At 55.6% G+C, this 20,661-nt stretch carries 17 protein-coding genes; 9 read left to right on the forward strand and 8 right to left on the reverse strand.

Annotation, left to right across the window (positions count from 1 at the left end):
• Positions 1-101: 101 nt before the first annotated feature.
• Positions 102-1,259, forward strand: coding sequence for an MFS transporter (locus tag IB237_RS09990; protein ID WP_246787844.1), 1,158 nt, complete (start codon positions 102-104; stop codon positions 1,257-1,259).
• An 87-nt stretch (positions 1,260-1,346) separates the two neighbouring features.
• On the opposite strand, the gene IB237_RS09995 is transcribed toward IB237_RS09990, so the two are convergent.
• Positions 1,347-2,726 carry a L,D-transpeptidase family protein gene (locus IB237_RS09995; protein ID WP_371815280.1) on the reverse strand — a complete coding sequence of 460 codons (1,380 nt, stop codon included), beginning with the start codon at positions 2,724-2,726 and terminating at the stop codon, positions 1,347-1,349.
• 155 nt (positions 2,727-2,881) lie between these two features.
• Here IB237_RS09995 and IB237_RS10000 point away from each other — a divergent pair, with 155 nt between their 5' ends.
• The 3 genes from IB237_RS10000 (at position 2,882) to IB237_RS10010 (ending at position 4,604) form a co-directional block, all read left to right on the forward strand.
• Entirely contained in the window at positions 2,882-3,718 is an 837-nt protein-coding gene (locus IB237_RS10000) for an aldose 1-epimerase family protein (RefSeq protein WP_192488485.1), read from the forward strand.
• Between the two features lie 138 nt (positions 3,719-3,856).
• Positions 3,857-4,195 carry a TIGR01244 family sulfur transferase gene (locus IB237_RS10005; RefSeq protein ID WP_192488486.1) on the forward strand — a complete coding sequence of 113 codons (339 nt, stop codon included), beginning with the start codon at positions 3,857-3,859 and terminating at the stop codon, positions 4,193-4,195.
• A 67-nt stretch (positions 4,196-4,262) separates the two neighbouring features.
• A complete protein-coding gene (locus tag IB237_RS10010) occupies positions 4,263-4,604 on the forward strand; it encodes a RidA family protein (RefSeq protein WP_192488487.1) in 342 nt (113 codons plus the stop codon).
• A 120-nt stretch (positions 4,605-4,724) separates the two neighbouring features.
• Here the strand turns inward: IB237_RS10010 and IB237_RS10015 are convergent, their stop codons facing one another.
• From IB237_RS10015 to IB237_RS10035, 5 genes are all read right to left on the reverse strand, one after another.
• Positions 4,725-5,489, reverse strand: a complete 765-nt coding sequence (locus IB237_RS10015) for a HugZ family protein (protein ID WP_192488488.1) — start codon at positions 5,487-5,489, stop codon at positions 4,725-4,727.
• A gap of 67 nt (positions 5,490-5,556) precedes the next feature.
• Positions 5,557-7,209: a thiamine pyrophosphate-binding protein gene (locus tag IB237_RS10020; RefSeq protein ID WP_192488489.1), complete on the reverse strand. Its 1,653-nt coding sequence runs from the start codon at positions 7,207-7,209 to the stop codon at positions 5,557-5,559.
• Positions 7,206-8,411, reverse strand: a complete 1,206-nt coding sequence (locus IB237_RS10025) for a CaiB/BaiF CoA-transferase family protein (protein ID WP_192488490.1) — start codon at positions 8,409-8,411, stop codon at positions 7,206-7,208. The genes IB237_RS10020 and IB237_RS10025 overlap by 4 nt, the downstream gene beginning before the upstream one ends.
• A gap of 16 nt (positions 8,412-8,427) precedes the next feature.
• The gene (locus tag IB237_RS10030; protein ID WP_246787776.1) at positions 8,428-9,405 is read right to left on the reverse strand and encodes a DMT family transporter; all 978 of its coding nucleotides are present in this window, start codon (positions 9,403-9,405) and stop codon (positions 8,428-8,430) included.
• Between the two features lie 115 nt (positions 9,406-9,520).
• Positions 9,521-10,456, reverse strand: a complete 936-nt coding sequence (locus IB237_RS10035) for an alpha/beta hydrolase (protein WP_246787777.1) — start codon at positions 10,454-10,456, stop codon at positions 9,521-9,523.
• 111 nt (positions 10,457-10,567) lie between these two features.
• Here IB237_RS10035 and ettA point away from each other — a divergent pair, with 111 nt between their 5' ends.
• The 5 genes from ettA (at position 10,568) to metF (ending at position 17,819) form a co-directional block, all read left to right on the forward strand.
• Positions 10,568-12,217 (forward strand): energy-dependent translational throttle protein EttA, encoded by a 1,650-nt coding sequence (ettA, locus tag IB237_RS10040; RefSeq protein WP_192488491.1) that lies wholly within the window; start codon positions 10,568-10,570, stop codon positions 12,215-12,217.
• A 258-nt stretch (positions 12,218-12,475) separates the two neighbouring features.
• Positions 12,476-14,773, forward strand: coding sequence for a methyl-accepting chemotaxis protein (locus IB237_RS10045; protein ID WP_246787780.1), 2,298 nt, complete (start codon positions 12,476-12,478; stop codon positions 14,771-14,773).
• Between the two features lie 332 nt (positions 14,774-15,105).
• The gene (catB, locus tag IB237_RS10050) at positions 15,106-15,741 is read left to right on the forward strand and encodes a type B chloramphenicol O-acetyltransferase (RefSeq protein WP_192488492.1); all 636 of its coding nucleotides are present in this window, start codon (positions 15,106-15,108) and stop codon (positions 15,739-15,741) included.
• A gap of 168 nt (positions 15,742-15,909) precedes the next feature.
• Entirely contained in the window at positions 15,910-16,923 is a 1,014-nt protein-coding gene (locus IB237_RS10055) for a metalloregulator ArsR/SmtB family transcription factor (protein WP_192488493.1), read from the forward strand.
• A gap of 2 nt (positions 16,924-16,925) precedes the next feature.
• On the forward strand, positions 16,926-17,819 hold the full coding sequence (gene metF / locus IB237_RS10060) for a methylenetetrahydrofolate reductase [NAD(P)H] (protein ID WP_192488494.1): 894 nt from the start codon (positions 16,926-16,928) through the stop codon (positions 17,817-17,819).
• Positions 17,820-18,319: 500 nt separating this feature from the next.
• Here metF and IB237_RS10065 read toward each other — a convergent pair whose 3' ends face one another.
• The gene (locus tag IB237_RS10065) at positions 18,320-19,540 is read right to left on the reverse strand and encodes a lytic murein transglycosylase (protein ID WP_192488869.1); all 1,221 of its coding nucleotides are present in this window, start codon (positions 19,538-19,540) and stop codon (positions 18,320-18,322) included.
• Positions 19,541-19,685: 145 nt separating this feature from the next.
• The gene (locus tag IB237_RS10070; protein WP_192488495.1) at positions 19,686-20,471 is read right to left on the reverse strand and encodes a GH25 family lysozyme; all 786 of its coding nucleotides are present in this window, start codon (positions 20,469-20,471) and stop codon (positions 19,686-19,688) included.
• Between the last annotated feature and the right edge of the window lie 190 nt (positions 20,472-20,661).

Consider the following 20,661-nt stretch of genomic DNA (forward strand, 5'->3'; position numbering starts at 1 on the left):
ATCCTCTTATTGGATTATGTCAAATAATGGAGACGAAAGTGGCCAATAACTCAGTAGGTCTGGAGACACACAAAGCGGAAGAAACGGTCTTCGGCATCATCATGGCTGTCAGCTTCTGTCATTTGCTGAATGACACGATGCAGTCGCTTATCCCGGCGCTTTATCCCATGCTCAAGGATGGATATGCGCTCGACTTTACGCAGATCGGTCTACTTGGACTGGTGTTTCAGGTCACTGCGTCGCTGCTTCAGCCGTTGATCGGTATCTATACCGATAAACGTCCGCTGCCATATTCGCTGTCGGTCGGTATGGGCTTTTCGCTGATCGGCCTGTTGTTAATGGCCTATGCGCATTCCTACGAGGTCCTGCTGCTCGGAGCCGGTGTGTTGGGTCTGGGATCTGCGGTATTCCATCCGGAATCCTCGCGTGTTGCCCGTCTGGCGTCCGGTGGCCGTCATGGTTTGGCGCAGTCACTGTTTCAGGTGGGCGGTAATTTTGGCTCGGCACTTGGACCGTTGCTGGCTGCATTCATCGTGCTGCCGCGCGGACAGGAAAGTGTTGCGTGGTTCTCTGCTGCGGCATTGGCTGGCATGATCATTCTGTTCCAGGTGGGTAGATGGTATTCGCAGCACCGTGTTGCCACCGCAAAGCGCATGGCTGCTGCACCAGCTATCGTGCTGCCGCGCGCAAAGGTCATGAAGGCCATTGCCGTTCTGGCACTGCTGGTATTGTCGAAATACCTCTACATGACCAGCCTTTCGAGCTACTATACCTTCTACATGATCGAGCGTTTCGATGTGTCGGTGCAGTATGCACAGATCCTGCTGTTCGTGTTCCTCGGCGCCGTTGCCATCGGTACGGTTGCAGGTGGACCTGTTGTTGACTGGTTCGGCACGAAGTTCGTGATCTGGTTCTCGATCCTTGGTGCGCTGCCGTTTACGCTGGTGCTGCCCTACGTCGGCTACAACACAACGATTGTCCTGACATTTATCATCGGTGTGATCATGGCGTCGGCCTTCTCGGCAATCGTGGTGTTTGCACAGGAATTGGTGCCGGGCCGGGTTGGCATGATTGCCGGACTGTTCTTCGGTTTCGCTTTCGGTATTGGCGGCATCGGTGCTGCGGCACTTGGCGTGGTGGCTGACCACAAGGGCATCGTCTACGTCTACCAGGTTTGCTCGTTCCTGCCACTGCTTGGATTGCTGACAGTGCTGCTGCCGGATATCGGCAAGGGTCGCAGACACAAGATCAAGGTCTGACAGACCTGCCTCCACGAAGACAAAAGAAAAGGCGCGACACCCAACAAGTGTCGCGCCTTTTTCATGCCGTGGAAATGGTTGGAGACCTTATTCGGCGAACTCAACCACTACGCCAGGCTTGACCATCTTGGCCAATTCGGTGGCATCCCAGTTGGTCAGGCGAATACAACCGTGGCTGTTGGTCTTACCAATCTTGGATGGCTCCGGCGTGCCGTGAATGCCGTAAGTCGGTTTCGACAGGGCAATCCAGACGGTGCCGACCGGACCGTTCGGGCCTGGTGGGATCTGCAGGATCTGGGTATTTTGACCCTGCTGGAAGTTGATTTTCGGGTTGTAGGTATAACCGGGGTTCAGTGCGATACGTTCAACGGTGTGAATGCCGCTTGGCGAAGGTGTATCAGACGAACCGATGGTGGCCGGATAGGCAGCAACCAGCGTGCCGGTTTCGTCATAGGCGAATACCTGTTTGATGCCCTTGTGGGCGACGATGCGCGCAACCGAGCCCACCTTCGGTTTGCCCGGATCGATAACCTTGATGATCGAGCCGGGCACCGTGAAGTCAACGCCAGGGTTCAACTCTTTCAGATAGGTTTCATCCATGTGGAAACGCTCGGCAAGCGATTCAGTGACCGAGGTAAACGACATGGCGGGAAGCTGCGCCTTTTGGCTGTAGTCGTCAGGAATGGCTGCAACATACGGACCGGCAGCATCGGCTGCGGTGATCGTGTAGTTGACGATGGCCATGCCACCGGACATGCGCAGGCGCTCCAGAATGTCTTCCGAGTTGTTCGGGTCCAGTGTTTCGCCGGTCATATCCTGCCAGGCCGAAATGGCCTTGGTGACGTTGGAGCCCATCTTGCCGTCGATTACGCCGGGCGAGATGCCTTCACGGTCGAGGAATGTCTGAAGTGCGACAATTTCCTGACGCGAACGATTTGTCGGTGCGGTAACCGGGGCGTGGCGCTCGATCAGGCGATCGGGCTGCGGAACGGCGGCTGTCGTGCTTTCGCCGGGCATTGGCTGTTCCAGCGGTGCGCTTTCAATGGCGCCAGGTGCGGGCACAGAGCCGGTGTAGACGTCACGGTCTGTCCCATCATTGCGATATTCGCGGTAATCACGAACGCTACCATTGTCGTAATAGCCGATATCGCGCTGTGAGTGGCCAGGTGCTGGCGGATAATAGGTTTCGCGGGAAGGCTGCTGCCTGCGTACAGCCTCCGGCGGCATTTCAGTGGCCAGCAGGTTGCCATAGCTGTCATAGAAAACGGTGCGGCCAATGCGGTCGCGGCTGATGACGATGTCACTGCGTTGCGGAATGAAATCAAGCACGCGTCCATCCGGCGTTACCAGCAGTGGCTGTTCCTGAGTGGCATAACGATAGCGGTCCTGCGCCTCAGCGAAACTGAACGGCAAGACGGACAAAGTGGTAACAGCCACGAAAAAAGTTGTTTTAAGAAACTGTTTCACGATTCCGCTTTTCCTCACTCTTTTCATCCACCTACACATCACAATATTGACCCTATTGTGAAAAAGATGAATTCGAAGTGAACGTTACGTTAATTTCATCATGTCTCAGTGGACGTTCACGGTAAAATATAGTTCAACTTCCAGTGAGAGGCCGTATGCGAGACATTCAACTCGGTAAATCGCCAGTTATTCATCTTGATGAAACGTCGGTTCTGGACATCGGTTCCTGCATTGTCGAGGGAATCAATATCGCACCGGGCCGGGCTATTCCTGATGATGGCGACCCGCGCATCGATCACTCGCTGGAAGGTTTCCTTTTCACCTGTGGCCCTGACCACATTCGCCATCCTCAGCCGATTGAGGGCGATACCACGGGGCGCAAATATCCGCTGCATGGCTCGTTCTCGTCCCACCCGGCTGAAATAACCGCTTGGGACGTCGGCGAGAAAAGGGCAAGGATCGCAGCGGATATTCCGGTGCGGCTTGCCACTGGCGGCACGGCATTGTTGCAGCGTGTCTGGACGATTGACGGGGCAACTGGTGAAGTGGCGTTGGACGACACGATCACCAACACCAGTGACACGGTGCAACCGGTATTTCTGATGTACCACATGAATGTCGGGGCAAGGCTGTTCGATGACAAGGTGCAGCTCGAAGGCGACATGTTGGAGGGGGGTGGCTTCAACTGGCGGTTTGGCGAGGAACCGGGCAGCGTGTTCTGTGTGCAAGCCACCGGCAATGAGGATTGGGCAACGCTTCGTCTGGGGCCGATTGCCTCACTTGGCGGCAAGAGCCTGACAGCGCAGTTCCGCACCGATACTCTGCCTTATCTGCAAATCTGGCGTAACCAGAAGGCGCCTGCCCATGTGCTTGGCATCGAGCCGGTTTCGCACCGCTGGGTCAGCCGTGAGGAGCTTGCCGACAGTGGCGAGTTCAACATGTTGCAGCCGGGCGAAACGCGGTCATACGGTTTGCGTTTCCACATTGCCTGATGCGGTTTTAAACCCGATGCTGGCAGTTGCTTGTCGATTGACGCACCGCCCAATTCGCCTTACACCCTTGGCACTTCAATTTTAGAGGCGAAGGGCCGAAAGGCTTGCCGAGCCAAGGCATTTCAGGAGGATTTGAAGATGGATATCCGACGTATTGACGATGAATATTCAGTGACCGGCCAGATCAGCGTTGCCGATCTGGATCAGATCAAGGCGCTCGGCTTTAAATCCATCGTTTGCCACCGCCCAGACGGTGAAGAAGAGGGCCAGCCTCTGTTTGCCGATATTGCCGAGCGGGCTGAAGAGCTGGGTTTGACCATTGCACATGTGCCGGTTGGCCGGAACGGTGTCGATGGTGAAGCTGTTGCCGGAATGGTGGATGCGCTTGACGAGTTGCAGCGTCCGATGCTGGGCTATTGCCGCTCTGGCGCGCGCTCGACTGCCATCTACGACAAGACCCACCATCTGCGCGGCTAAGTCGTTTTTGCACGTTGCCCGAAATGGGGCAGGAAATTTCATATAAGCTTATAACAGGAGCATTTTCATGAGCATCAAGCGTATCGAACCCGGCAAGCGTATGAGCGGTGCAGTCGTTCATGGCAACACTGTTTATCTGGCTGGTCAGGTTGGTGAAGGTTCGTCGGTTGCCGAGCAGAGCAAGTCTGCACTGGCTGAAGTTGATCGTCTGCTGGCTGCTGCCGGTTCTGACAAATCCAAGATCCTTCAGACCATCATCTACCTCTCCGACATGTCGACCTTCGGTGAAATGAATGCTGTCTGGGAAGGCTGGATTGACCCGGCAAACCCGCCAGCACGTGCAACCAGCGAAGCTGCTCTGGCAACGCCGGATTACAAGGTTGAGTTTATCGTGACGGCAGCGCTCTAAGTCGCTGATCGCAACGATCAAACAGAAAAGGCCGGTCAGTGTCATGCTGACCGGCCTTTTTTATGAGGTTGTCGAGGGGGCGCCCAGGGATTGTCGTTGTTTGTGAATCCCTTGTCGCTGTTACTTCGAATCCTGATTCAACGCCTTTGCAAGTTGATTCAATGTTTCGACACGGTCCGCAAACCACAGCCGCGCCAGATCGGACGAGGCCGCGAGGTTGATACCTTCAGGATCAATCGAAGTGATTTTCCAGTTGCCGGCTTTTTTGCCGGCCAGCGACGCCAGCCGAGTGGCCTCACCCTTGATGGCGTTGAGACGTTTTATTTCGTCGGTAGCGCCAGCCATCAGCGCGTCGGCACCGGAGAGGTCGGTCCGCAGGTCTACAGGTGTAATGTTACTGGCATTGCGTGCTGGCCCGCCGTTGATCTGCACGCCCTCAACCTGCAGCCGGAACAGCAACGTGTCGGGAAGTGACAGATAGAGCTTGGATTTCGGGTAACGAGCGAGATAGGCGGCCTTTGCCGTTTCAAATTCATCTGCCTCGATCAAGACGGCGCGGCCGACCAGTGTCAGGCGAGGTTCCGTCAGCGCATCACCTTTGCCAAACGGGGCAAGCGTCAGGGAAATGCGGTTATCGGCTTCGATGTTGCGGGCGTGAAGTGTCAGACGTGCTGCAAAAAAGAATGGCGTGCCGTCCGGCTCAATCGCGATATTGGTGACTGTGGTGTAGGGATAACCGCTGACGGGATCGATGGTCGCCAGCGCTGCAAACCGGCAGGTATGAAGAACGGTTTTAGAAACCCGCACCGCTTCAAAAGGGGCGCCGGCGCTGGGCTCGATCTTCATTCCTCTAGGGGTGATCACTGGGGACTGTGCTTCCGGCATGGCGCTTCCTGTTGGTTTATTCGACCGCAGGAATTGCACCATTCCGGAAACCTGTCCATGCCAAGTATCAGGTTTTTTCGCGAATTTGCGTCAGTGTTCGGGTCGGCGTGATGGCTTCCGCATCCAGCTTGATTTCGATGATTGCCGGTTTGCCGCTGGCGCGTGCGCGCTCGAACGCCGGTGCAAACTGATCCGTGGTTTCGACAAGTTCACCATGACCGCCATAGGCCTTGGCAAAAGCCACGAAATCCGGATTGACCAGATCCGTGCCGCTGACGCGACCGGGATATTCCCGCTCCTGATGCATGCGGATGGTGCCATAGGTGCCATTGTTGATCAGCAGCGTGATGATGGGCAGGCCATAACGCACTGCCGTGATGAATTCCTGGCCATGCATCATGAAGCATCCATCACCGGCAAAGCAGATGACCTCGCGCTCCGGGAACAGATGTTTGGCGGCAACGGCAGCCGGCAGACCGTAACCCATCGAGCCCGATGTTGGCGCGGACTGGGTGTTGAAGCGCTGGAAGCGATGGAAACGGTGAAGCCATGTGGCGTAGTTGCCAGCGCCATTGGTGAAAATGGCATCCTTCGGGGTGTTTTCCTCGATCCATTCCATGATCGGCCCCATGTGAACCGAACCGGGACCTGTCTTGGGTGGGGTAGACCACTTGAGATAGGTTTCGTGCATGGCAACAGTACGCTGTTCCCAGACGGGATGAGCAGGTGCCTCAAGTGTTGCGAGGGCTGCTACAAAATCCTTCGGGCTGGCGCAGATGGCCAGATCCGGGCGGTAGACACGACCGAGTTCATCCGGGTCCGGATAGACATGCACCAGTTTCTGCGCAGGATATGGAATATCAAGCAGTGTGTAGCCGGAGGACGGCATTTCGGAGAAACGTCCACCGAGCAGCACGATGAGGTCGGCTTCCTTGACCTCCTTGCCAAGTGCTGGATTGACGCCAATGCCGATGTCACCGGCGTAAGATGGGTGCAGATGATCAAATAGCATCTGGCGGCGGAAAGAGCAGCCGACCGGCAGTTTGAACTTTTCAGCAAAAGCCTGGAACTGTGCCACGCTTTCGTCCGTCCAACGGGTGCCACCAAGAATGACCAGAGGACGTTTGGCGTCCTTCAGCATTTCAGCAAAGTCAGCAATCTGTGCTGCACCTGGATGCGCCTCGACCGGGGTCGATGGCTTGGCCTGCGGTGCGTCGAATTCCTCAACCAGCACATCCTCAGGCAGAGTGAGAACAACAGGGCCGGGACGGCCGGAGGAGGCAACGGCAAAGGCACGGCTTACAAATTCTGGAATGCGCCTGACGTCATCGATCTCACCCACCCATTTGGCGAATTCGGTAAAAGCGCGGCGATATTCGACTTCCTGAAAGGCTTCACGTTCACGCGCATCACGCTGCACCTGACCGATGAACAGGATCATCGGAATGGAATCCTGCATGGCGATATGCAGGCCGGCTGACGCGTTGGTGGCACCGGGGCCACGGGTTACCATGCAGATACCAGGTTGGCCCGTCAGGCGACCCCAGGTGTCAGCCATCATGGCTGCGCCACCTTCCTGACGGCAGACAATGGTCTCAATGCCGCTTTCATAGAGTGCATCGAGAACGGCGAGATAGCTTTCGCCGGGAACGCAGGAAACGCGTGTTACGCCATTGGCCTTCAGTGCCTCGACAATCAATTGTCCGCCGGTTCTTTTCATGGCGTCATGTTCCTTTCAATCTCTTCCAGTTCAGCCAGCACATCAGCCTGATGTTCGCCAAGTCGCGGGCTGGGGCGTTCGTATTGCAATGGTGTTTCGGACAGCACGATAGGGGTGCGGACACCGGGAATGGTGGTGCCATCTGCGGCCTGCAGATCAACCCGCAATCCTCGCGCCTCTACCTGCGGGTCGGCAAACATTTCCTCGATCGAGTTGATCGGGCCGGCTGGCACGGCGTTGCTCTCGCAGGCGGTCAGCAGATCGCGCTTTTGCCACTTCAAGGTTTCGGTGGATATGATGCGGCGGACGTCTCCCTTGTGTGCGACGCGCGCCTTGTTGGTCGCGTAACGCTCGTCTGTGGCGATTTCGGCAATCCCAAGAATTTTGCACAGGCGGCTGAACTGGCCATCATTGCCGACGGCCAGAATAAGGAAACCATCGGCTGTGGGTACCACCTCGTAAGGGGATATATTGGGATGGGCATTACCAAGACGCACCGGAGGCTTGCCGGAAATGAGATAGTTCATGTTCTGGTTGGCCAGCACGGCCGACTGAACATCCAGCAGGGCCATGTCGACATGCTGGCCCTGTCCGGTGCGCATCGCGTGGATGAGGGCGGCCTGAATGGCGGTCACCGAATAAATGCCGGTGAAGATGTCTGCGACTGCAACGCCCGCCTTCATTGGCTGGCCATCCGGTTCACCGGTGATTGACATGAAACCTGACATGCCCTGCACGATGTAATCGTAACCGGCGAAATCCGCATATGGGCCGGTTTGGCCGAAGCCAGTAATCGAGCAATAGATCAGCTTCGGATTAAGCGTTTTCAGGCTTTGATAATCCAGCCCATATTTGACAAGCCCGCCACGCTTGAAATTTTCGATGACCACATCTGCCGTTGCGACCAGACGACGAACGAGATCGCAGCCCTCAGTCGTGCGCAGATCAGCGGTGATCGACCGTTTGCCGCGGTTGGTAGCGTGATAATAGGCGGCCGAGAGGTTCTCGCCATCAACACTTTCCACGAAGGGTGGCCCCCATGTGCGGGTGTCATCACCACCATCAGGGTTTTCAATCTTGATGACATCGGCGCCCATATCCGCCAGCATTTGTCCCGCCCATGGTCCGGCCAGGACACGGGCCAGTTCGATAACACGGATGCCTTTAAGTGGTGGTTGTCTGTCATGTGTCTGCTGGGTCATGTCTAGGGTCATTATCTCATGGGGTCAGCGGTGTTGTCTCGACATTGGAGACTGGCTTTGAGGCAAAGCGGCGTTCCCGCCAGATGATGTAGAGGCCCGACGCTACGATGATGGCGATGCCAAGCCATTTGATGGCATCTGGGAAGTGGTTGAACACCAGCCAGCCGAAGATTGTCGCAGAAACAATTTCTAGATATTGCAGCGGGGCCAGCATCGAGGCGGGGGCCGCGCGATAGGCGTAAACGCCGAGAATGCCTGATAGAGTGGCTGAAACACCAACACCCAAGAGATAAAACAGGATTGTGGTATCGGCCGAGGTAAAGGCAATGCCGGGTATGCCAAGCATGTCACTGAACAGCATTGGCAAGGCGCAGAACAGGAAACCCCACATGCCGGACTGAAGCTGCATGCTCCACGGATCTTCCTTCTGCGAACCGATGCGGGTCAGAATGGCGAAAATGGCAATGCAGAATGCCGAAAGAACTGGCAGAAGCGCAACGTAACCGACTTCGGCAAAACTGGGCTGGATGACCAGCAACGCGCCGAAAAAGCCGACGGCGCAGGCGGTATAACGCCGCCAGCCAATTGCTTCCTTCAGGATGACGCTGCTGAGGATGGTCAGAATGATTGGCTCTACGAAAAAGATGGCAATTGCATCTGCCACTTCCATGAATTCCAGCGTGGCAACGAAACTGATCATCGACAGGGCAAGGATGCCACCACGAACGATGTGAAAGCCGGTTGAGCGCCAGGACATCGAGAACAGATGCGGTCGCATCATGAGAAAAGGCAGGGCTGCAAGCGATTGGATCAGGAAACGCGCCGCGCTGATTTCAATCGCTGGAACGGTGGTGATGGCCAGCTTGGCGAAAATGTCGATGATCGGGGAAATCATCACCGCGGCAAACATCATGAACAGCCCGGTGGATACACTGCCGGATGCCAGAGCTGTCGCTTGAGGTGCTGTTTTTCCGCGGGTCATTTTCGATGCCATTGGTGTTTCTTTCAACGTGCGAATGCGCAACGGTGTCGCGACTATAGAACACCCTTTTCAAGGGAGCGCATTCGATATTATCTCATGATGATATTCCGTTTCGGCACAGGAGCGGTCAGTCCTCGACGACCTTTGTGCACCATGCCGCGAAATCGGCTGCGGGCACTTCCCAGCCTTTTTCATTCAATGTTTCGTGGCGCATGCCCTTGTAAATAATGTCCTTGATGTCAGTGAAGCCGGCATTTCGGAACTGGTCTGCAAGCCAGACAATTTCCTTGCCGTCATTGGTGGCGGCATCCTCGTCTCCGCTGACCAGCAGGATCGGCATGTCTTTTGGTAATCGGCTGATCAGTTTTGGGCCACGATAAGACATTTCAAACACGTCCTGCCAGAGAGAGACACTTGCATCGAAACTGCAGAGCGGATCTTCGACATAGGCGTCGACGGCAGCCTTGTCGTGGCTCAGCCAGTCGGCAGTGGTGCGCTTTTCCGGCATACGGGCATTCCATGTCCGAAACGTTGCCTTGGGCAGAATGCCGCTCGGCACATCCGAACCCTTCAGCCATTTCTCGATGCGAAGCACCACCTGTGCGGCACGGCCCGAAAGACCGGGGTTAAAGTTGGAGTTCCAGATGGACAGGGCAGCAAAGGATTGCGGATGGCTGACGGCGGTGTTCAGTGCCACAAGTCCACCCATCGAATGTCCAAACAGGACAACTGGCAGGCCGGGATGACGCTCGCCAACCAGGCTGCGCACAGCCATTACATCCTTGATCGCCTTGTCGACGCCATCTTTCCAGGCAAAACGGCCTAGCGGCGCGTCATCGGCTTTTGTCCGTCCGTGGCCTCGGTGGTCATGGGCGTAAACTTCAAAACCCTGTTTTGCCATGACATCGGCAAACCGGGCGTAGCGGCCAGCATGTTCAACAAGACCGTGGCAGATCATCAAGACGCCGCGTGCCTCGTTTTCAGCGGGCATGTGGCGATAGGCAACTGAGGCGCCGGACGGGCTTTCAAGGCGGTTGATCTGCGAGAACATGGTGCTGTCCATAATAACTCCGGCAAAGACTTCGCTTGCTAAATTGGTTTGACATGTTGCCCCACACGGTCATTTCGCCTACATAGCGGCAAACCTCATTTCATGGCGCGGAGCATTCCTTTAATGGCACGTCAGTTCATTTATCATATGTCTGGTCTTAACAAGTCCTACGGGGCGAAGAAGATCCTCGAAAACGTTAACCTGTCGTTCTACCCGGATGCCAAGATTGGTATTCTCGGTCCAAACGGTGCCGGTAAGTCTACCGTGCTGCGCATCATTGCCGGTCAGGACAAGGAATTTACCGGTGAAGCCTGGCTCGCCGAAGGCGCGACTGTTGGTTACCTGGAGCAGGAACCGAAGCTTGATCCTGCGAAAACCGCTTTTGAAAACGTCATGGAAGGCGTTGCCGATAAGAAAGCCGTTATCGATCGTTACAACGAATTGATGATGAATTATTCCGACGAAACTGCGGATGAGGGTGCCAAGCTTCAGGACATCATCGACAGCCAGAACCTGTGGGATCTGGAACAGCAGGTCGAAATGGCGATGGAAGCACTGCGCTGCCCGCCAAAGGACGCCAATGTTGAAACGCTGTCGGGTGGTGAGCGCCGTCGTATCGCGCTGTGCCGTCTGCTGCTGTCGCAGCCTGACCTGCTGCTGCTCGACGAACCGACCAACCATCTTGACGCCGAAACCATTGCCTGGCTCGAAAAGCACCTGCGTGACTATCCGGGCGCCGTAATGATGATCACCCACGATCGCTACTTCCTGGACAACGTCACGGGCTGGATTCTCGAACTCGACCGTGGCCGTGGCATTCCTTACGAAGGCAACTACTCTGCCTACCTGCAGGCCAAAGCAAAGCGCATGCAGCAGGAATCCCGCGAAGAAGCAGGCCGCCAGAAGGCACTGTCGCGCGAACAGGAATGGATTGCATCCAGCCCGAAAGCCCGTCAGGCCAAGTCGAAGGCCCGTATCAAGGCTTACGAACAGCTGGTGGATGCCGCTGAAAACATCCGTCCAGGCGACGCGCAGATCATCATTCCTGTCTCCGAGCGTCTTGGCCAGGTCGTTATCGAGCTGGAAGGCATCAACAAGGGCTTTGAAGGCCGCACGCTGATCAACGATTTGTCGATCAAACTGCCACCGGGTGGTATCGTTGGTATCATCGGTCCGAACGGTGCCGGTAAGTCGACGCTGTTCAAGATGATCACCGGTCAGGAAAAGCCGGACGCCGGCTCGATCCGCGTCGGTGAAACGGTTCACCTCGGTTATGTTGACCAGAGCCGCGATGCGCTGGATGGCAACAAGACCGTTTGGGAAGAAATTTCCGGTGGTGCGGAAGTGATCAAGCTTGGCAAGTTCGACATGAACTCCAGAGCATATTGCGGCGCGTTCAACTTCAAGGGCGGCGATCAGCAGCAGAAGGTTGGCAATCTCTCGGGTGGTCAGCGTAACCGTGTTCACCTTGCAAAGATGCTGAAGGCTGGCGGCAACGTGCTGCTGCTCGACGAACCGACCAACGACCTTGATACGGAAACACTCGGTGCGCTGGAAAGCGCGCTGGAAGCTTTCGCAGGCTGCGCCATCATCATCAGCCACGATCGCATGTTCCTTGACCGTCTGGCGACACACATCCTTGCTTTCGAGGGTGATGGCCATGTCGAATGGTTCGAAGGCAACTTCGAAGACTACGAAGAAGACAAGGTTCGTCGCCTTGGTCCTGACGCCCTCAATCCGGGCAGCCAGGCCTACAAGCGCCTGACACGCTAAGACCTGTCCGAATAACGGACAATTTCATGAAGCCTCTGCACGCTATGTGTGCAGAGGCTTTTATTTTGTGCGGCAAATCTTGCTGATTTCTAAAAAAAGCAGTGCCTGCGACATATGTGTGCAGCTTGATGATCGTCATTTTAAGCCATTGTTTTGACTTTTACTTTCAGTTTTTTCTTAAGGTGATTTTTGTAGTTTTTTCTAGTGCATGATCGGCACAATTTTAGATGGCATGAGGCCATGCTTCAGGAGTGTCTCATGAGATTGGTCGATATTTCAATCAGCAAGCGGCTGTGGACCGCAGTCACCTTGCCCATGCTTGCTGCCGGTTATCTTGCCTATGCCCAGATATCAGATCGCTTGGTCATATATAATGACATGCAGCAGATCACGGTCGCCAGTGAACAGCTGAAAAAGCTGAGCGATATGGTGCACGCCCTACAAGTGGAGCGTGGCCTGACTGCCGGGTTTATCGCCTCGAAAGGCAATCAGAATGCGTCCCAGCTTGCTAGCGCCCGTTCGCAGACCGATGCAGCGGTCGGAGAGTTCCAGGCGTTGTCGCAGGAACTGGCGAAAGCGGTTGATTTTGATCTGGCCGGTCCCAAGCAATCAATCAGCAGCGGTATTGGCGAAATTGCAGTTCTACGTAGATCCGTCGACAGCCTGTCAACGACCGGTGCGCAATCGTTCAGTTTCTACACGGGCGTCGTTGGCAAGATTGTCGGTCTTTCCGGCAATATCGCCGCTACTGCGCAAGACGCCGACATTGCCCAGCAGATGTCTGGCTATGTGCAACTAATGCAGGCCAAGGAAATTGCCGGTCAGGAACGTGCAATTGGCAATGGCTTTATTACAGCAAAACGAGTGGACCCAAGCCGCTTCGCAGAGTTTGCAGCCATGGCTGGCGGTCAGGCCGCGCTTCTCAATTCTTCGCTGTCGGTTCTGGATGAAAACCAGCGCAGCAAATATCAGGCGATGATTGCCGACGTTTCCCAAGACGTTGTCGCGATCCGCGCGCTTATTCTTGCAAATGGCGAAAATGCCGAGCTGGGCAATCTCGACAGCGGCAAATGGTTCACTGTTTCCACCAAACGTATTGAAACGCTCAAACAGATCGAAAATGAGGATTTGCAGCGCATCGCGGCATTGGCGCAGGCGCATGCCGATGGTGCTTTCAGCAATCTTGTTGTGATTGCCGTCCTTTGCCTTATCGGCGGCCTCATCATGGTGGTGTTTTCCGGCCTGATGGCAATGACCGTTGTGCGTCCGATTGCGCGCATGGTTCAGATCATGGGGCGTTTGGCGCATGGCGATATCGACAACAATGATGTCGCGACCGGCCGCAAGGACGAAATAGGCGACATGGAACAGGCCGTCGAGGTGTTCCGTCAGGCCGCTATTCGCAATCGTGAACTGGAAGCGGCAGAGGAAGAGGCAAGGGGCCGTGCAGAGCGCGAGCGGCTGGAAATGCAACGGGTTGCGGAGGCGGAAGCAGAAGCGCGACTGGTTGAGGCCACAAGCACCTTTGCCAGCAGCATGAAACGTCTGGCCGCTGGTGATCTGTTGTGCGAGTTGCATGAACCACTGTCCTCGCAGTTTGAAGCATTACGGCAGGACTTCAACAGTTCGGTTTGCCAGTTGCGTGAGACGCTGGCAAGTGTTGGTCATTCCGTATCCACGGTGACGGGTGGATCGAAAGAGGTTTCGTCTGCATCTGATGATCTCTCACGGCGTACCGAGCAGCAGGCCGCGTCACTTGAGGAAACCGCCGCGGCGCTGGAACAGATCACCGCCAATGTGACTTCGACATCCAGACGGGCAGGCGAGGCGCGCGATGTGGTGCGTAACGCCCGTGATCGTGCTGATAACTCCGGCAATGTCGTACGCAATGCCGTTTCTGCCATGGAAAAGATTGAAAACTCCTCCCAGCAGATCAGCCAGATCATAGGTGTTATCGACGAGATCGCCTTCCAAACCAACCTGCTAGCACTGAACGCTGGCGTCGAGGCCGCACGTGCGGGTGAGGCAGGCAAAGGCTTTGCTGTCGTCGCACAGGAAGTGCGTGAACTTGCGCAGCGTTCTGCCAATGCCGCCAAAGAAATCAAATCGCTGATCGGCAATTCTGAAATTGCCGTCAGCGAAGGTGTGCGCCTCGTCAACGATACCGGTACAGGTCTGGCTGAAATTGCCGGTCTGGTTCAGTCGATCAATGTCCATATGGAAGCCATTGCGACCGCAGCACATGAACAGTCCGCTGGACTGGCGCAGGTCAATACGGCCGTCAATCACATGGATCAGTCGACGCAGCAGAATGCGGCGATGGTGGAGGAGATGAATGCGGCCGGTGCGGCGCTTGCGCAAGAAAGCGTCAATCTGAACTCCCTGCTGTCGCAGTTCCAGCTTGGCCAGCAGGTTGGGCAGTTGCAGGCGGCGGCGGATGTCATGCGTCGTGTGGCAGCACCTGTGCCGACGGCTCCCCGACAGGCGCCGGTTCGCCGCTCTGCTGCGGTTGCGCATGGCAATGCGGCCGTTGCCGAGGATTGGACCGAGTTCTGATCTCATAGGCCCGTGGCAGAGGGCTGACCTTCAACCTGACTTCGATATAGCGGCCGCATAAGGGGAGCCTTGTGCGGCCGCTGTCAATTCAGCTCTTGTTCTACCGCTCGATTTGTGGGGGGAGGGTGACTGGTCGTCGATGTCGCGCAGAGGGTTTCCTCCAGACGGGAAACAGGCTAAAAGCGTCCTATGAAATCTGCACCGTGTACCATCTGCATAGTGCTCCCGCGCATCTGACGTGAGGGGCTGTGGCGACAAGGCCTCTGGTCTTTCGCAAGGGTGCCGCGTGCCTGCAAGTGCGTCGCGGCGAAACACATGCAGAGAGAACTTCAATGCAGAACTATTTTGAAAGCCCTTTCAGGGGCATTACGCTCGACAAGCAGATAACCAATCCTAACATCGTTGTTGGTTGCTACAGCTATTATTCCGGTTATTATCACGGTCACAGTTTTGATGACTGTGCCCGGTATCTTCTGCCGGATGAAGGTGCCGACAGGCTGATCATTGGCAGTTTCTGCTCGATTGGATCAGGTGCTTCCTTTATCATGGCTGGTAATCAGGGCCACAGAAACGACTGGATCAGCACTTTTCCATTCTACTGGATGTCGGAGGTGCCGGCATTTGCAGGCGCGCAGAACGGTTACAAACCGGCCGGCGATACTGTCATCGGCAATGATGTGTGGATCGGCTCCGAGGCCGTTATCATGCCGGGTGTTAAGGTCGGGGATGGTGCGGTGATTGGTACACGCGCACTGGTAACCCGTGATGTCGAGCCTTACGCAATCGTCGGCGGTAATCCCGCCCGTAACATTCGTCTGCGTTTCGATGAGCACCTGATTGCTATGTTGCTGGAAATGCAGTGGTGGAACTGGCCCGATGAACAATTGCATCAGGTTATGCCGTTGCTGACCAGTGGCGACATCGAAACGCTTTATGAGCATTGGCAAGCGGGTATCAACGTCGTTTGATCTTGATTGCTCACCTCGGGGCGGCCGGGGCGTCGCCAAACGGCCGCCCTGGGGAGCTGTCGTGACCTGACAAAATGCGTTAACAGTTTCTGGATTATCGCTTGCAACCGCCCAGCAAATCACATAAAGATATCTTTATGTCTTGATTGGGTCTTGGCGAGGCGTGTTGTGCAGTTTGAATTGAACAATCTTGTGGATTTGTTGAAGGCGGCAGGTGAGCCGACGCGGTTGCGTCTGCTGGCTTTGTTGTCGGCTGGCGATCTGACTGTAACCGATCTTACCGAAATTCTCGGTCAATCCCAACCGCGTGTGTCCCGGCATTTGAAGCTTTTGACGGAAGAAGATCTGATCGACCGTTATCAGGAAGGTGCATGGGCTTATTTCCGTCTGAAACAGGATGGTAATGCCGCTTCGCTGGTGCGCCAGTTGCTGGACGCAACTGCCAAGGATGATGCCGTTTTACTGCGTGATAGCGAGCGTCTGGCCGATGTGAAGCGGGTCCGCTCTGAGCGCGCGCAGGATTATTTCAGCCGCAACGCGGCCGCCTGGGACGAATTGCGCAAGCTGCATGTCAGCGACGAATTGATCGAAGAGCAGCTTCTTGGCCTGATTGGTACGACGCCGATCGACTCAATGCTGGATCTTGGCACGGGCACCGGCCGTATCCTGCAGTTGCTCAGCGGTGTCTACCGCCGTGCGATTGGCGTGGATGCCAGCCGTGACATGCTTGCCGTGGCGCGTTCCAATCTAGACAAGTCGGGCATTAGCAATGCGTCCGTCCGTCACGGTGACATTTTCAACCTGCCACTTGAAGGTCAGGATTTCGATCTGATCGTTATCCATCAGGTTTTGCATTTCCTGGATGAGCCTGACCGGGCCATTGCCGAAGCTGCGCGTTTGTTGCGTCCCGGTGGCCGTCTGGTCATCATCGATCTGGCACCGCATTCATTTGACTATCTGCGGGAAGACCATGCCCATGTGCGGCTCGGATTTTCTCACCAAACGCTTGAGGACTGGCTGAAGAAGTCTGAACTCGAGCTTCTCAAGGCGGTTGATCTGCGCTCCGGCAAAGCTGGAAGCCAGTCACTGGATGTTACAATCTGGATTGCAAAGGACCAACGTTTGCTGATTGCAAACGAGGCAGCAGCATCCACTCCGTTTGTTGCCTCGGGGAGGGCATGACAATGGCCACGACAGAACAAAATCGCGCCAATGGCCATATTCATCTGTCCTTTGAATTCTTTCCACCGAAATCGCCGGAGATGGACAAACAATTGTGGGAAACCGTGGCCGAGCTTTCGCGCTGGAACCCCGACTTCGTGTCGGTGACCTATGGCGCTGGTGGCACGACCAAGGCACCGACGCTTGAGGCTGTGCGAAGAATGATTGGCGATGCCAAGCTGCATACCGCGGCCCATCTGACCTGCGTTGATGCCAGCCGCGAGGACGTGCACAAGGTTGTGGACGAATTTCGTGCTGCCGGTGTACGCCATTTCGTGGCGCTGCGTGGTGATCCGTCAACCGGTATAGGCACGGCATATAAGCCGCACCCGGACGGTTACGCCAATGCATCGGAACTGGTGAAGGGGCTGCGCGAGATTAGCGATTTCGAAATCTCTGTGTCCGCCTATCCGGAAAAACATCCTGAGAGCACCGACGAAGCGGCTGACATCGACATGCTGAAGCGCAAGTTCGACAATGGTGCAACGCGTGCCCTGACGCAGTTCTTTTTCGATAACGACGTCTATGAGCGTTACATGGAGCGTGTAACGGCTGCTGGCATCACCATTCCCGTGGTGCCGGGCATCATGCCGATCCAGAACCTGACGCAGCTCAAGCGTTTTGCTGGTCGTTGCGGCACAAGCGTGCCTTCATTCCTGGATACTCGCTTCGAAGGTCTGGATGACAACCCGACAGACCGGGCCAAGGTGGCCGCCGATGTGGCCGCTGAGCAGATCGAGGATTTGCAGCGACGCGGCTTCAGCGAATTTCACCTTTACACCATGAACCGTGCGCCACTGGTCAATGCTGTTTTGGAAAATCTTGGCCTGTCGCGTGAAAGACGCTCGGCAGCCTGAACCGACTTAAGTTCTTACAAATACGGAAAAAGCGCAGATCCTCCCGAATCTGCGCTTTTAAATTTTTTTAAGTCATCAACTGTTTTGGATGCTTGATCGAGCCTTAAAGTCCTCGTCAGATAAAAAGCATTGCTCCGACGAACACAAACGCCATACCGACTACCAAGGCATTAAGAGAGTTCGTGAGTCCCATGGTCTGCCTCCTTCTGTTGACTGGAGGATAATATGACCGTTTTGTGTCGCTTGAAAAGCGTATTTTATGCCGCAGCGCAGTGCATTTGTTCGGTTTTTAGGAATGAATTTCCTCAATCCATTGAAAATCAAATAATATTTCAATATTAGAAATTAATTGTTTTATTGAGAAAAAGTAAATCCAGGCCGCTTATCCCCAGTCGTTTTGTCGAGATTAGGACATAATCCTTAAGCGGGATGGTAAATGCGGCCCCAGATTCGAACAGGGGCCGCTTGGTTCAATTGGTGCCAAATGTGGCAGTTTTGCCTTAAAGCGCGTCGAGAAGCTCACGGGTAGGCCAACCATCGGCTGCCATGCCAAGACGCTTCTGCTCGCGCTGGACGGCAACACGGGTCCCTGAACCGAGAATGCCGTCGATCTTGCCAACGTCATGGGTCATGTTATCGAGCTTGGTTTGCAGCTCGCGCATCGCCGCGTCATCCAGGCCCTGATCGGGGTTACCCTTGTTGTAAACAGGTGCGCCCATCAGACGTGTGGCGAAATAGGCCGCGGACGTCGTGTAGATGAAGGACTGGTTCCACTCCAGATACACATTGAAGTTAGGGTAGGTGATGAAGGTCGGGCCTTTGCGACCCTGTGGCAGCACCAGTGCGGCTGGCAGGTTTGCGAAATTCTTGTTGCCATCACGCGGGGTCACGCCGAGCGCAAACCACTCGCCAGCCGTCAAAGGACCACCGAGACCAGATTTTTCCCAAGGCAGGTTTTCCGGAACGCTGACTTCCTGGATCCATGGCTCGCCCTTGCGGAAGCCAAGGCTCTGGATGAACTTCGCGGCAGTCAGGATGGCGTCGGGAGCGCTGGTCTTGACGTTGATGTGGTTGTCGCCGTCACCGTCGACACCAAAGGCGATAATGTCCTTAGGCAGCATCTGTACCTGGCCGATTTCACCAGCCCATGCACCGGTGTTGGTGGCAGGGTCGAGATCGCCATGCTGCACCATTTCAATCAGGGCAAGCAGTTGCGGACGGAACAGTTCCGGACGGCGGCAGTCATGCGACAGGGTCACAAGTGCGTTGCGGGTGTTGAAATCACCCTGAACGGCACCGAAATCGGTTTCCATGGCCCAGAAGGCAGCAATGACGCCAGCTGGAACACCAAATTCCTGCTCGGCACGCTGGAAGGTGCTGGATAGCTGCTGGATCTTCTTGCGGCCGATATCAAGGCGAGCCTGGCTGACGGTGCGCTGCGAGAACTCAAGGAAGGTCTGTTTGAAAACGCCTTGCGCGCGGTCTCTCGACAGAACCTTCTGGTCGATCTGCGCGCCTGCCAGAGCCTTGTCGATGGCGTCAGCCGGAATGCCCTTTGCCAATGCGTCTGTTTTTACCCCCTGCAGGAAGGCTGAAAGATCACCGCCGCAAGTTGCGGCCTGTGCGGGTGCCTGTGTTGTTGTCTGCGCCTGCGCAAAAACAGTACCGGAAGTCAGAAGGCAGGTGGCAGCGACGAGAACCGCGCTGCGGACGGATGGCATGAACATCGTGTGGTTCCTTGGTGGTGACGTTTTCCTGCTTTCGGCAAGCTTTGTGACGAAAGCATGAGGCCTGGTATAAAAACACCCCAAAACCGGGCTAAACACCCGGTTTGATGGTAGGTTCGTTAACAAAGGCCTTTCAGCATTACTTGCTAGCGGTTGTAACCCAGCTTTTCCAGTTCTTTTCGCTGCCCGCGAACACGTTGATATCCGTCGGTCCGGTCACACCGGGCACAACGCCGGTTGCGGTATATTGCCAGAACGCCCAGCGGCGATCCTCATAGATCTTGGTTGGATGGGCGGCCACCGAGCGCACCCAGAAATGGTAGTCCTTGAACTGGCCAACCAGATTGTCACGATGGAAGTCCACCGAGGTGTAGATGATGGGACGTTTGCCGTAGTGTTTCTCGAGACGGTCGAGGAAACGCTGCATCTCGGCGCGCACGACCATCGGGGCAGGGCGCGTCTTGCAGGTCGGGGAAGACGGGTTCCACTCGACATCAAGAACCGGCGGCAGGGTTACGGCTTCCTTCGGCACGTTCTGGATGAACCAGTCGGCCTGCGCATCCGCCGTCGAGCAGAAATAGTAGAAATGGTAGGGCGCATGCAGGATGTCCGCTTTCGCGGCGAGGCGCCAGTGGTCATTGAATTTCGGGTCGATACGATCCGAACCTTCGGTGGCTTTGATAAAGACGAAGGAGACGCCTGACTTGCGCACCTGCTGCCAATCGACATCGCCGTTCCACTTGGACACATCGATACCATGGATATCATGGCGGTGCGGATTGTTGACGCCAAAGTCCTGCGGATCGGTGTCCTGAAAGCGTGGTTTGGCAACGGATGCCGTTTCCAGCAGGTCATAGCTGGCGGAAGTGCAGCCACTGACAAGCATCAATGTGGAAAGAACCACCGGTAAAAGCCGTCGCCCCATGTCTGTCTCGTCTAAAAAAGGAATATTACCCCCACACCACCTCGGTTTCGAAGCAGTTCGGATATTCTTAATTCAGCATATCGTGGTAAACAACCGGTTATGACAAGGGGCAAAACACTGTTTTGCTTGGTATTTAAGCAAGGCTTTGCAGCGAGATGTCATCATCCCCGGTTTTTAACCGAGGATGATG

Source organism: Agrobacterium sp. AGB01, from assembly GCF_014851585.1.
In the GTDB taxonomy this organism is placed as follows: Bacteria; Pseudomonadota; Alphaproteobacteria; order Rhizobiales; family Rhizobiaceae; genus Agrobacterium.